The organism is Flavobacterium sp. (genome assembly GCF_003525665.1).
Taxonomy (GTDB): domain Bacteria; phylum Bacteroidota; class Bacteroidia; order Flavobacteriales; family Flavobacteriaceae; genus Flavobacterium.
In genome coordinates this window covers 22400-35902 of sequence record NZ_DQDX01000107.1, presented here as the reverse complement: position 1 = coordinate 35902, position 13503 = coordinate 22400, and the positions used below count along the sequence as shown (strand labels likewise).

Annotated in this window: 14 protein-coding genes; 11 read left to right on the top strand and 3 right to left on the bottom strand. The window is 34.0% G+C overall.

What is annotated here, in order from left to right; translation table 11 throughout:
* The 3 genes from DIU01_RS07820 to DIU01_RS07810 all read left to right on the top strand — a co-directional run.
* Positions 1–706: transporter (locus tag DIU01_RS07820; protein ID WP_290833196.1), on the top strand; the 706-nt coding region annotated here is incomplete at its 5' end.
* Between the two features lie 3 nt (positions 707–709).
* Entirely contained in the window at positions 710–1864 is a 1155-nt protein-coding gene (locus tag DIU01_RS07815; RefSeq protein ID WP_290833194.1) for a lycopene cyclase family protein, read from the top strand.
* Between the two features lie 35 nt (positions 1865–1899).
* On the top strand, positions 1900–2697 hold the full coding sequence (locus tag DIU01_RS07810; RefSeq protein WP_290833192.1) for a tetratricopeptide repeat protein: 798 nt from the start codon (positions 1900–1902) through the stop codon (positions 2695–2697).
* 32 nt (positions 2698–2729) lie between these two features.
* Here DIU01_RS07810 and DIU01_RS07805 read toward each other — a convergent pair whose 3' ends face one another.
* Positions 2730–3098 (bottom strand): hypothetical protein, encoded by a 369-nt coding sequence (locus DIU01_RS07805; RefSeq protein ID WP_290833190.1) that lies wholly within the window; start codon positions 3096–3098, stop codon positions 2730–2732.
* A 130-nt stretch (positions 3099–3228) separates the two neighbouring features.
* On the opposite strand from DIU01_RS07805, the gene DIU01_RS07800 reads away from it, so the two are divergent.
* From DIU01_RS07800 to DIU01_RS07765, 8 genes are all read left to right on the top strand, one after another.
* Positions 3229–3639 carry a BrxA/BrxB family bacilliredoxin gene (locus tag DIU01_RS07800; RefSeq protein WP_035124683.1) on the top strand — a complete coding sequence of 137 codons (411 nt, stop codon included), beginning with the start codon at positions 3229–3231 and terminating at the stop codon, positions 3637–3639.
* Positions 3640–3908: 269 nt separating this feature from the next.
* Complete coding sequence (locus tag DIU01_RS07795; RefSeq protein WP_290833188.1) at positions 3909–5267, top strand: rhodanese-related sulfurtransferase; 1359 nt, start codon at positions 3909–3911, stop codon at positions 5265–5267.
* Between the two features lie 162 nt (positions 5268–5429).
* Complete coding sequence (locus DIU01_RS07790; protein ID WP_290833202.1) at positions 5430–6755, top strand: regulatory iron-sulfur-containing complex subunit RicT; 1326 nt, start codon at positions 5430–5432, stop codon at positions 6753–6755.
* A complete protein-coding gene (locus DIU01_RS07785) occupies positions 6739–7224 on the top strand; it encodes a gliding motility lipoprotein GldH (RefSeq protein ID WP_290833186.1) in 486 nt (161 codons plus the stop codon). Before DIU01_RS07790 ends, DIU01_RS07785 begins: the two co-directional genes overlap by 17 nt.
* 7 nt (positions 7225–7231) lie before the next feature.
* On the top strand, positions 7232–9571 hold the full coding sequence (locus DIU01_RS07780; protein ID WP_290833184.1) for a transglycosylase domain-containing protein: 2340 nt from the start codon (positions 7232–7234) through the stop codon (positions 9569–9571).
* Positions 9572–9713: 142 nt separating this feature from the next.
* Positions 9714–10415, top strand: coding sequence for a CoA transferase subunit A (locus tag DIU01_RS07775; RefSeq protein ID WP_035124671.1), 702 nt, complete (start codon positions 9714–9716; stop codon positions 10413–10415).
* Between the two features lie 2 nt (positions 10416–10417).
* The gene (locus DIU01_RS07770; RefSeq protein ID WP_290833181.1) at positions 10418–11077 is read left to right on the top strand and encodes a CoA transferase subunit B; all 660 of its coding nucleotides are present in this window, start codon (positions 10418–10420) and stop codon (positions 11075–11077) included.
* 37 nt (positions 11078–11114) lie between these two features.
* A complete protein-coding gene (locus DIU01_RS07765) occupies positions 11115–11540 on the top strand; it encodes a hypothetical protein (protein WP_290833179.1) in 426 nt (141 codons plus the stop codon).
* A gap of 115 nt (positions 11541–11655) precedes the next feature.
* Here DIU01_RS07765 and DIU01_RS07760 read toward each other — a convergent pair whose 3' ends face one another.
* Positions 11656–12051: a hypothetical protein gene (locus DIU01_RS07760; protein WP_290833177.1), complete on the bottom strand. Its 396-nt coding sequence runs from the start codon at positions 12049–12051 to the stop codon at positions 11656–11658.
* Between the two features lie 16 nt (positions 12052–12067).
* The gene (locus DIU01_RS07755; RefSeq protein ID WP_290833175.1) at positions 12068–13441 is read right to left on the bottom strand and encodes a Gfo/Idh/MocA family oxidoreductase; all 1374 of its coding nucleotides are present in this window, start codon (positions 13439–13441) and stop codon (positions 12068–12070) included.
* Between the last annotated feature and the right edge of the window lie 62 nt (positions 13442–13503).

Here is a 13503-nt window from a genome sequence, read left to right as displayed (position 1 = left end):
ATCTTCAATTTATTCTCAAACTATTGAGCCCATTCAAGCTGACAGACCCGACCAAACCGAAACTCCAGCAATTGTTCCAAAAGGAATGTTTCAAGTAGAAACCGGATTTACTTTTCAGAAAAACGATGCAATTAGTAAGTCGTTTAGTTTGCCAACAACTCTTTGGAAATATGGTGTTAATGAAAATTTTGAGTTGCGATTGATAACCGAATTTTTATCGGAAGAAATAAACAATGAAAAAATCAGCGGATTATCTCCAATTTATGTTGGTTTCAAAGTGAAGTTGGCAGAAGAAAAAGGCATCTTTCCTAAAACATCATTTATTGCACATATTGGTTTGCCCAATACCGCTTCAACAAGATATAAAACCGATTATTTCGCTCCAGAATTTCGATTTACCATGCAACATACATTGTCAGAAAAATTCAGTTTGAGTTATAATTTAGGTTCAGAATGGGATGGATTTTCGGCAGAACCAATATTTTTGTACACCTTAACAACTGGTTATGCAATCACTCCAAAAATTGGTTCGTATATTGAAGTATATGGATTTGCTCCACAAAATGACAAGGCAAATCACAATCTTGATGGCGGAATTACCTATTTGATAAACAACAATTTTATGGTAGATTTGTCTTCCAGTTTTGGAATTACCGATAACGCGCCAGATCATTACATCGCGTTCGGATTTTCTTTTAGAATTTAACACATGAAACACTATCACTACATTTTCACAGGCTCAGGATTATCGGCTTTAATGACCGTTTATGAAATGATTTTATCTGGAAAATTTAATGATAAAACAATTTTATTATTGGATGAAAATCCAAAAAAGTCGAACGATAGAACTTGGTGTTTTTGGGATAATTCTTCGCTTTTTGATGAAATAATTTCAAAAAATTGGGAAACTGCGCTTTTTGCGGATGAAAATTTTCGAAGAGATTTAGATTTGAATCCGTATCAATATAAAATGGTTCGCGGATTGGATTTTTACAATCTTATTTTCGATTTAATTTCAAAACAAGAAAACATTCATTTTGCAAATCAAAAAGTTACTGATTTTGAAGAATTAGGAAATCATTGCATCGTTAAAACTGAATCAGAAAATTATACTTGCAACAAGATTTTTAATTCCATTTACAACCCAAATCTTGTAAAAAATCAATCGAAATATCCATTATTGCAGCAGCATTTTATTGGTTGGTTTATAAAATCAAAAGAAGAAGTATTTGAAAAAAACAAAGCCACTTTCATGGATTTCTCTGTCGAACAAAGAGGAAATACTCGTTTTATGTACGTTCTTCCAACTTCATCAACCGAAGCATTACTAGAATATACGCTCTTTTCAAAAGATTTACTTCCTAAAGAAGAATACGAAAAGGAAATTCAAGATTACATCAAAAAACTTGGAATTTCAGACTACGAAATCGTCGAGAAAGAACAAGGGAATATTCCGATGACTTCTTATAAATTTTGGAAACACAACACCAAAAATATCATAAATATTGGTTCTGTTGGCGGATGGACCAAAGCAAGTACAGGTTATACTNNTACCAAAAAATCAAAAGAATTAGTTGAACTTTTATCGAAAGAAACTGATACTTCGGCTTCGCTCAGCACAAGCTTCAGAAAATTTCATAAAACAGATAAATTCTGGTTCTACGATTTATTGTTTTTAGATGTTTTATTCAAACGAAATGATTTGGGTTCTACAGTTTTTTCGGCTTTATTCAAAAAAGGAAATCCAACTTTAATCTTCAAATTTCTTGACGAAGAAACTTCTTTTTGGGAGGATTTACAAGTCATTTGGAAATGCCCGAAAGGTTTGTTTGTTAACGCGTTGTTAATGCGAATTTTTAAATAACCAACTTTTTTATCTTTATCAAAATTTATATAAAGATGAAGCAAATTATTTTATTAATTACACTATTTTCCACGACTGTTTTTTATTCCCAAGATGGTAAAACTAAGGAACAAGAAAAAATCATTGAAGAATTTTTGACCAACTGTGCGCAGCAATACAACTACATTTATCAAATGGCAGAATGGCAAAACTGTCTTGATAATGGTTTAAAAAAAGACAGTACTATCGCCTATTTATGGCAACAAAAAGCAATGCCGTATTTTAAAGCTAGAAAGTACGAAATCGGAATGCCTTTTCTTGATAATGCTGTAAAATATAATGCCGAAAGATGGCAACCTTATCGAGGTTTTATGAAATGTATTTTCTCAAAATCATATAAAGATGCCATTGCCGATTTGGAAGATTGCAAAAAGAAGTTTGGCAACGGTTATGTTATGGATCATTCCTACGATTTTTATATTGCCATTTCTTATTTGCAACTCAACGAATTTGAAAAAGCAGAACAATTACTACAAAACTATGTCAAAGAATTGTATGAAAAACGTGATGGATTTGAACACCACACGGCTTTTTTTTATTTAGGAATTGCTAGATATGAATTAAAGAAATATGAAGAAGCCATTGCCGAATTTGATAAAGCATTAAAAATATATCCTAATTTTTCTGATGTGAAATTTTATAAAGCAATATGTTTAGCACGATTAGGTAAAACAGAAGGTGTAGATGCACTAATAAAACAATCAAAAGAAGATTATAAACAAGGTTATCGACTCAATGAAGATAATGTAATTTATGAAACGTATCCTTATCAAAAAAAATGGGAAACACTTTAATGTAAATCCATTAAACTATAATTTGTAAAATTTTATTCGGCAGAATTTTCTAGTTTAAAATGCTTTATAATTTTAGAAATGATCGCAACCAAAAATAAAAATGTTATAAAAACTAAATCACGAAAAGCTTGAGTAGTTTCAACAAGAGCTTCATTATTTCTTTGCAAATGATACAGTAATTTTTTCTTGTTTTCTAGGTCCGAAACATCATGCGGAAATCCTGAAAAAATATGAGGAATTGAAAGCGACAAAAGTAAAATTGCTATTCCATATGAATACAATACATACTGCAAAGTCAATTTTAAATTATTTTTTCTCTGAATAATTAAATAACCAATTATAAAGACAATTAGAAATGCAATTTTAATATAAAACGTATCGATTCCTACTAAAAAATTCATATCATATATTTTAAAAATGTAAACATAACAAATCTTTATGACTTCTTTAAAAGTTACTTTTACATTTCTTACTATCTTTGCAAAAGATTTAATATCTAAAATTTAATATCAAATATCTAATATCAAGAATATGTATCCAGAAGAAATGGTAAAACCAATGAGAGCAGAACTTTCTGACGCTGGTTTTCAAGATTTATATAATGCAGAAGAAGTAAAAAACGCTATCAAAGCAGAAGGAACAACACTTGTAGTTGTAAATTCGGTTTGTGGTTGCGCTGCTAGAAATGCTCGTCCAGGAGCAAAAATGAGTTTGGACGGAGCAAAAAAACCAGATCATTTAGTAACGGTTTTTGCAGGAGTTGACAAAGAAGCAGTTGATGCTGCAAGAGAAGAAATGTTTCCATTTCCTCCATCATCTCCAAGTATGGCGTTGTTCAAAAATGGTGAATTAGTTCACATGTTAGAACGTCACCACATTGAAGGTCGTCCAGCAGAAATGATTGCTGAAAACTTAAAAGACGCTTACGCAGAATTCTGTTAAGCTTGCCACAAAGACGCTAAGTCACTAATATTTTTTTACCGCAAATTCACAAACTACTTTCTTCAAAAAAGATAAAAATTTGCGAATTTGCGGTAATCTTTTTTATAGTTCATTGCGAACTTTGCGAAAAAACTTTGCGCATTTGCGGTAAAAAACTAAATTTGCACTCGAATTCTTCCATTTAGAATTCAGTACAGACGCGATTAATCGCGTCTCATATTTCTGTACAAACGCGATTAATCGCGTCTCTAACCTTAAACGTTTATAGCATGCAACTGTATAACACCTTAAGCGCAGAAGAAAGAAAAGAGCTAATTGATTTAGCTGGCAAACAACGACTTACGTTGTCTTTCTATGCGTATGCCAAAATTGAAGATCCGAAAAAATTTCGCGACGACTTATTTATCCAATGGAACAAACTCGATGCACTCGGTCGAACTTATGTTGCCAAAGAAGGAATAAATGCTCAAATGAGTGTTCCAGCAGAAAACTTTGAAGCTTTCAGAGAAACTTTAGAAGCTTATGAATTCATGCGAGGCATTCGATTAAATGTCGCTGTAGAACATGACGATCATTCGTTTTTGAAATTGACCGTAAAAGTTCGTGACAAAATTGTAGCCGACGGATTGAACGACGAAACTTTTGATGTTACCAATATTGGTGTCCATTTGAAAGCGAAGGAATTCAATCAGATTTTAGAAGATCCAAACACCATTGTAGTTGATTTTAGAAATCATTACGAAAGTGAAATTGGTCATTTTAAAGGCGCAATAACTCCAGATGTTGAAACTTTTAGAGAAAGTTTACCAATCATCAACGAGCAATTAAAAGATTTTAAAGAAGATAAAAACCTAGTGATGTATTGCACTGGAGGAATTCGATGTGAGAAAGCTTCGGCTTATTTCAAGCATCAGGGCTTTAAAAATGTGTTCCAATTAGAAGGCGGAATTATCAATTATGCCAAACAAATCAAGGAAGAAAATATAGAAAGTAAATTCATAGGAAAGAACTTTGTTTTTGACCACAGACTTGGCGAGAGAATTACCGACGATATCGTTTCGCAATGCCATCAATGCGGAAAACCGTGCGACAATCACACCAATTGCGAAAACGACGGATGTCATTTATTGTTCATTCAATGTGATGATTGCAAGGCTGTAATGGAAAATTGTTGTTCTACTGAATGTTTAGAAACTATTCATTTGCCTTTAGTAGAACAAGTAAAACTTCGTAGAGGAATTCAAGTAGGAAATAAAGTTTTTCGAAAAGGAAAATCAGATAAATTGTTATTCAAACACTCAGGAGAATTGTCTGATAAACCTCTGGCTATAGCCCAAAAACCAAAAGACATTCGTCAGAAAATAAAAGTAAAAAAAGTACTTGTTGGTAAAGCCGAACATTATTATCCAAAACCACAAGTTGGATTATTTATCATCGAAAACAACGAATTAAATATAGGCGATAAAATTTTAATTTCAGGTCCAACAACAGGAAATGAAGAAGTAATTTTAGACAAAATGATGGTGAACGGAAGCGAAAATTCTAGTGCTAAAATTGGCGATAAAGTAACTTTTATTTTGCCTTTTAGAGTTCGATTATCCGATAAATTATTTAAGATTTTAGAATAACTATTTTAAAAATCAACTGTTTAAAATCTCAAATTCCAACTGATATTTCAGCCTAGGAATTTGGGATTTTTTTATTGGAATATAATTTCTAAAAATACTATCTTTACCAATTAATCGTTTTATAAACTTAAATCGCTTTTTGGCGATACTACATATATAATGATGGCATGTACAAGTTGTTCAACTTCTGATGGTGGCGCACCAAAGGGTTGTAAAAATAATGGGACTTGCGGCACCGATAGCTGCAATAAATTGACCGTTTTTGATTGGTTAGGAAATATGAATTTGCCTAACGGCGAAGCACCTTTTGATTGTGTTGAAGTACGTTTTAAAAACGGAAGAAAAGAATTTTACAGAAATACCGAAAAACTTACGCTAAGCATTGGCGATATTGTTGCTACAGAAGCTTCACCTGGTCATGATGTTGGAATTGTAACGCTTACTGGCGAACTTGTAAAGGTTCAAATGAAGAAAAAAGGCGTAGATCATAAAAGCGAAGACGTAGCAAAAGTTTACCGAAAAGCATCTCAAAAAGACATCGATATTTGGAGTGAAGCTCGCGATAAAGAAGAGCCAATGAAAGTGAAAGCGCGTGAAATTGCAATTTCATTAAAATTAGAAATGAAAATTTCTGACATTGAATTTCAAGGTGACGGATCGAAAGCTATTTTCTATTACACGGCAAATGACAGAGTCGATTTTCGTCAATTGATTAAAGAATTTGCACAATCATTCAAGACAAGAATTGAGATGAAACAAGTAGGTTTTCGTCAAGAAGCAGCTCGTTTAGGCGGAATTGGTTCTTGCGGAAGAGAACTTTGTTGCTCAACTTGGTTGACTGATTTTAGAAGTGTAAATACTTCAGCGGCACGTTACCAACAACTGTCACTTAATCCGCAAAAATTAGCTGGACAATGTGGTAAATTAAAATGTTGTTTGAACTATGAATTAGACACTTATCTTGATGCCTTAAAGGATTTTCCAGATTTTGAAACCAAACTTTACACCGAAAAAGGCGATGCAATTTGTCAAAAACAAGACATTTTTAAAGGTCTAATGTGGTTTGCTTACACCGATAATTTCGCGAATTGGCATGTTTTAAAAATCGATCAGGTTAGAGAAATTGTTGTTCAAAACAAACAAAAAATCAGAGTTTCTGCTCTTGAAGATTATGCTATAGAAATTGTTGTTGAGCAAGAAGCCAACTTCAATAACGCTATGGGTCAAGAAAGTTTAACACGTTTTGACCAACCAAAAAAGAGCAAAAGCAAGAATAAAAATAAGAACAAAAGCAAAGCTCAAAATCCAAACCAGAATACCAATCCAAATCAAAACGCCAATCAGAATACAAATCCTAATCCTAATCAAAAACAAGGACAAAGACCAAATCCAAATCAAAAACAACCGCAAGCACAAGGACAAAATCCAACTGCGAAACCACAAAATAAAAGACCAATAATTATTAAAAAGAATGAAGATAAAAAATAGCATACTGTTTCTTTTAGTAGCGTTTTTAATTATTTCATGCGATGAAAAACGTGTTTTCGACGAGTATAAATCGGTTGGAGATTCTTGGCATAAAGACAGTATTATCAAATTTAAATTACCAAAATTGGATAGTTTAAAAAAGTACAATTTGTATGTAAATACTAGAGCCAACAACGATTATCCGTTTAATAATTTGTTTCTAATTGTCTCATTGGTGCAACCTAATAAAAAGGTTTTAGTAGACACATTAGAATATGAAATGGCAAATCCAGACGGAACTTTAATGGGCGACGGTTTTTCTGATGTGAAAGAAAGTAAGTTGTTTTACAAACCCAATGTCAACTTCAAATTAAAAGGCGATTACACTGTTAAAATTCAGCAAGCCGTTCGTCAAACAGGCAAAGTCGCTGGAGTTGATAACTTAAAAGGAATCACCGAAATAGGTTTTAGAGTAGAATCAATAGAATAAAAAAATTATGGCACAAAAAAATAATTCGCAATCCAAAGGAACTACTCCTGCAAAAGACATAAAATACTATTCAAAGAAATTTTGGAGACTGTTTTTTTATACTCTTGGCGGACTTTTCTTATTCTTTCTTTTTGCTTCTTGGGGTTTATTTGGCGCAATGCCTTCCTTTGAAGATTTAGAAAATCCAGATTCTAATTTAGCAACCGAAATCATCTCGTCTGATGGTGTAACGTTAGGTAAATTTTACAACGAAAATAGAACCGCAATCAAGTACAAAGATTTACCAAAATCATTAGTCGACGCACTAGTATCTACTGAAGACGAACGTTTTTATGAACATTCAGGAATTGATGCTCGTAGAACATTTGGTGCAGCTTTAAAATTAGGAAAAGATGGTGGAGCAAGTACCATAACCCAACAATTAGCAAAGAATTTATTTCATGGCGAAGGTTCTAAATTTCTTCCTTTTAGAATGGTACAAAAAGCCAAAGAATGGATCATCGCTATCCGATTAGAAAGACAATATACCAAACAAGAGATCATCGCTTTGTATCTAAACCAAGTAGATTTTGTGAATGGCGCAGTTGGAATTCGCTCAGCATCCAAAGTATATTTCAGCAAAGAACCACGCGATTTAAATGTTGAAGAAAGTGCTTTATTAGTAGGAATGCTAACCAATCCTTCTCGTTTTAACCCAAATCGTTTTCCAGAAAGAGCCATCAAAAGAAGAAATATCGTTTTGGGTCAATTGGTTAGAAACAATCATCTTGAAGAATCTGCTAAATTAATTTTAGAGAAAAAACCAATCAAACTAGATTTTCATCCAGAAAGTCACCTTGACGGAACAGCAACTTATTTTAGAGAATACCTTCGTGACTACATGAAAAAATGGGTAAAAGAAAATAAAAAACCAGACGGAGAAGAATACGATATTTACGGCGATGGTTTAAAAATTTACACCACAATCGACTCTAAAATTCAACAACACGCCGAAGAAGCGGTTTTGGCGCACATGAAAAACCTTCAAGAAGAATTTTGGATTCAACAAAAAGGCAATAAAAACGCACCTTTCATCAGTATAACACCAGAGGAAACCGATAAAATCATCAAGCAAGCGATGAAAAATTCCGAAAGATGGCGCATTCTAAAAGCCGACGATAAATCGGATGAAGAAATCATTGCATCGTTCAGTAAAAAAACTAAAATGACCGTTTTCACTTGGAAAGGCGAACGCGATACTGTGATGACACCATTGGATTCTATCAGATATTACAAACATTTTCTACAATCGGGATTAATGTCAATGGAACCACAAACGGGTCAAGTAAAAGCTTGGGTTGGCGGAATAGATTACAAATATTTCCAATACGATCACGTTGGTCAAGGTGCGCGTCAAGTGGGTTCTACCTTCAAACCATTCGTTTACGCAACTGCAATCGAACAATTAGGAATGTCACCTTGCGACACTATAATCGATGGCCCATTCGTAATTAGAAAAGGCCGTCACAACGTAACCGAAGATTGGGAACCAAGAAATTCCGATCAAAAATACCGCGGAATGGTGCGATTAACCAAAGCATTAGCCCAATCTATAAACACCGTTTCTGCCAAATTAATTGACAAAACAGGTCCAGAAGCTGTAGTAGCATTAACACACAAACTCGGCGTAACTTCAGATATTCCTGCACAACCAGCAATTGCTCTTGGCGCAGTAGATATTACCGTTCACGACATGGTTGCCGCTTACAGCACATTTGCTAATCAAGGCGTTTACATAAAACCGCAATTTATTTCTAGAATTGAAGATAAAAACGGAGCCGTAATTTACGAACCCATTCCAGAATCGCATGACGTTCTTAACAAAGACATCGCATTTGCAGTAATCAAGCTTCTAGAAGGCGTTACTGAAGGTGGATCTGGTGAAAGACTACGAACTCAAGGTGGCGGAAACGGCGACAAACGCTGGACAGGTTATCCATACATGTTCACAAATTCTATAGCAGGAAAAACAGGAACTACACAAAACCAGTCAGACGGTTGGTTTATCGGTATGGTTCCCAATCTTGTAACTGGCGTTTGGGTTGGTTGCGAAGATCGTTCGGCACGTTTCAAAAGCATCACTTATGGTCAAGGCGCAACGGCTGCTTTGCCAATTTGGGGTTATTTCATGAAAAAATGTTACGAAGATCCAGACCTTCAAATCTCTAAAGACAAGTTTGAAAAACCAGAAAACATGTCCATCAAAATCGACTGTTACACTGGCGGCGGCTATTCCAGACCCAAAGATACAACTGCTGTAGATTCGCTCGATACCGAACAACAAAACACAGAAGAGTTCGATCTTTAGAAGCTATTCCTGCCTTCCGCTCTATCTTTTCCTTTTTAAAGAAAAAAGAAAAAGGATGCCGCTGCAATCAGGGCTAAGCCTATTTAAAGGTTCGGTAACAAAATAAAACTTATAGAAAATTAGTATAATTCATTGCTAGAATATGATTAATAAAAAAGTAAATTCGGTTAAAGAAGCACTTCAAGGAATTGAAGACGACATGACTATAATGCTTGGAGGTTTTGGCCTGTGCGGAATTCCAGAAAACAGCATCGCCGAACTAGTAAAAAAAGGAACAAAAAATCTAACTTGTATTTCCAATAATGCAGGCGTAGACGACTTCGGATTGGGATTGTTATTGCAACAAAAACAAATCAAAAAAATGATTTCGTCTTACGTTGGAGAAAATGCCGAATTCGAACGTCAAATGCTTTCAGGAGAATTGGATGTTGAGTTAATTCCGCAAGGAACTTTGGCCGAACGTTGTCGAGCAGCTCAAGCCGGAATTCCAGCTTTTTTCACTCCAGCAGGTTTTGGCACAGAAGTCGCAATTGGTAAAGAAACGCGCGAATTCAACGGAAAAATGCACGTCATGGAACACGCCTTCAAAGCCGATTTTGCCATAGTAAAAGCATGGAAAGGTGACGAAGCAGGAAACTTAATTTTTAAAGGAACAGCTCGAAATTTCAATCCATCAATGTGTGGCGCAGGAAAAATAACCATTGCCGAAGTTGAAGAACTTTTACCAGCTGGAAGTTTAGATCCAAACGAAATTCACATTCCAGGAATATTGGTTAGCAGAATTTTTCAAGGCGAAAAATACGAGAAAAGAATAGAACAAAGAACCGTAAGAAAAATTTTCTAATTATGGCTTTAGATAAAACAGAAATTGCAAAACGCATTGCAAAAGAATTAAAACACAATTACTACGTAAATCTCGGAATCGGAATTCCAACGCTAGTTGCTAATTACATTCCAGAAGGAATTGACGTTGAATTTCAAAGCGAAAACGGAATTCTAGGAATGGGACCATTTCCTTTTGAAGGCGATGAAGATGCCGATTTAATCAACGCAGGAAAACAAACAATCACAACTTTGCCTGGCGCAAGTTTTTTCGATTCTGCTTTCAGCTTCGGAATGATTCGTGGACAACACGTAGATTTAACGATTCTTGGCGCGATGGAAGTTTCAGAAAACGGAGACATTGCCAACTGGAAAATCCCAGGAAAAATGGTAAAAGGAATGGGCGGAGCAATGGATTTAGTTGCTTCTGCTGAAAATATTATAGTTGCCATGATGCACGTGAACAAAGCAGGTGAAAGTAAAATTCTAAAGAAATGTACGTTACCTTTAACTGGAGTTGCTTGTGTTAAAAAAGTAGTTACCGAATTAGCCGTTCTAGAAATAACACCTCAAGGATTCAAATTATTAGAGCGCGCTCCAGGAGTTTCTGTAGAACACATCATTGCTTCAACCGAAGCAGAATTAATTATTGAAGGTGAAATTCCTGAAATGGTTATTGATTAGTTGTTGGTAAACAAAGAACTTGCTGTCAAATAAAACTATGAATGAATCGGAACAAGAATTGGAAAAGCAAGAATCTGAAGTTAATAAAAATTTAGCTTATGTTTTTGTACCAATTGCTATAATTCTTGTGACTATATCTATTTATCAAAGCAATTCATTAGATTACAAAAGGGAAAAATATCTGGAAAGCAAAAAAACAGAATTCAACGGAAAGATAACTGATAAAAAAGAAGATGGCGATTACACAAGAGCTTCAAGATTTATGATTTTGAATGGCTCTTATCAGGTTAGAATTCCAAACGAAATTTATTATCAAATAAATGTTGGCGATTCAGTTTTTAAAGAATATGGAAAAGATTCCGCTTATTATTACTTGAAAAACGGAAAAGTATTAATTGAAGATTGTAACAGATATATTAGAGAAGATTACCTAAAATTAAAAAGCAAAAAAACAAAGAATTGATTTATCGCTAGCTAGCCAAAGTACTTCAGCTATTTTTAACCCTTCCGATGAAGGAGAAATCTCATCAAATGATTATGATTATGTGATTTCTCCTTCGTCGAAATGACAAACTACATTACTTCCTACTTTCCAAATATTCAATAATAACAGGCGAAGCATGCGTAAAACTTGGAAACTGTTCTACTATACTTACCGCGCGTTTTTTATTCAATTTGTAAGTTAAATCAAATTCAGTTGTAAATAAAATTGCCGACATAAACGGATTATTAATAAACTCTAATAATCTTGGAAAAGCATTTTCAATTTCATGAATTTCAAATAATTCTTCTTGTTGATGCTTGAATTTCAACTCCAATTTCAACTCATTATGTTCAATAATCGGACGCACATAAATATTCATCAAATCGGTATTTCCGATGGTTTTTGCTAAGGTTAATTTGGCAAAAGTTCCATCATCCAAACTCGATTTAACTTTGGTATAAAATTCTGAAAAGGTTTCTTTAAATGGCATTTGTACTTTTTAATAGTTATTTGGAAAACTCCACTGTTTTCAATTTATTCCAATTTCCTCTTGTAAAATCGGGAATTTCAACTGGTGCAGAATTATTATCTAATGAAATTTCTGTTAATGGACCTAAACAACTCCACTCGGCTAAGTCATATACATCCATATCTAAAGGTAATCCATTTTGCAAACAGTAAATCAAACGGTAATCCATGATAAAGTCCATTCCTCCATGGCCTCCAACTTTTTTTGCTTTTTCTTCAATATCCATTACAATTGGATGTTTGTATTTAATCATTAGTGCTTTTTTAACTTCGTCTGGCATAAAACTGTGTGCTGATAATTTTTTATGGCCAGGCACAATGTCGCTTCCTACTTGTTCTTCATCTAGAGCATAACCTTCAAATGGATATTTATTTGCATATCCTTTAGTTCCGCTCAATTGGTACATTCTACTATAAGGTCTTGGTGATGTTACGTCATGTTGAATCTGAATAGTTTTTCCGTTTTCTGTACGAATCATAGTCATGGTATGATCACCATTTCTAAAATCAGTTACTTTTTCACCTGTTTTTTGCTCAATATAAGCTGGATTTCCAATTGGTTTTGTATCCATCGAAACTAAAAAATTCATTTTATCTCCTCTATGAATGTTTAATGCTAAACAGGCTGGTCCCATTCCGTGTGTTGCATATAAATCGCCTCTGTGTTTTCGATTATAATCCATTCTCCAATTATTCCAATATTCACCCCAGTACGGTTGTAATCCATGAATATACGATCCTTCAGCATGAATAATTTCACCAAAAACGCCTTTTTGTGCCATGTTTAAAGTGGTCAATTCAAAAAAATCATAAACACAATTTTCTAATTGAATACAATGTTTTCTGGTTTTTTCAGAAGTATCAATTAGGTCCCAAATTTCTTTCATAGTTAAAGCTCCAGGCACTTCAATAGCAACATGCTTTCCGTCTTTCATTGCTTGAATTCCGATTGGAGCATGATTAAGCCAATCGGTTGCGATGTAGATTAAATCTACATTAGGTAGTTTAGTAACTTCCTTCCAAGAGTTTTCTCCATAAAATTCTTTTGCTTTAGGAAAACCTAATTTTGCAAGCACTTCATTTGATGCTTTAGTTCTTTCTGGAAGAACATCACACAACGCAGTAATCTCTACTCCTTCTATATTAGTCATTCGCTCCACAGCATCTGAACCTCTCATCCCTAATCCAATAAAAGCAACTCTAACCACAGGAATTTTTGGAGCAACTAGTCGTAAGACATCCGTTTGTCCTTTAGAACGACTTGGAGATTTTGTTTTTATCATTTGGGCATTTCCAACACAACTGATTAATACAATCAAAAATGCAAATAATTGGTTTTGAATTCTATTCATATATGTAAAATTTATTTGTTAGTGGTCATATATGTTATCGCTTTTTATTTATTGGTGTTTGC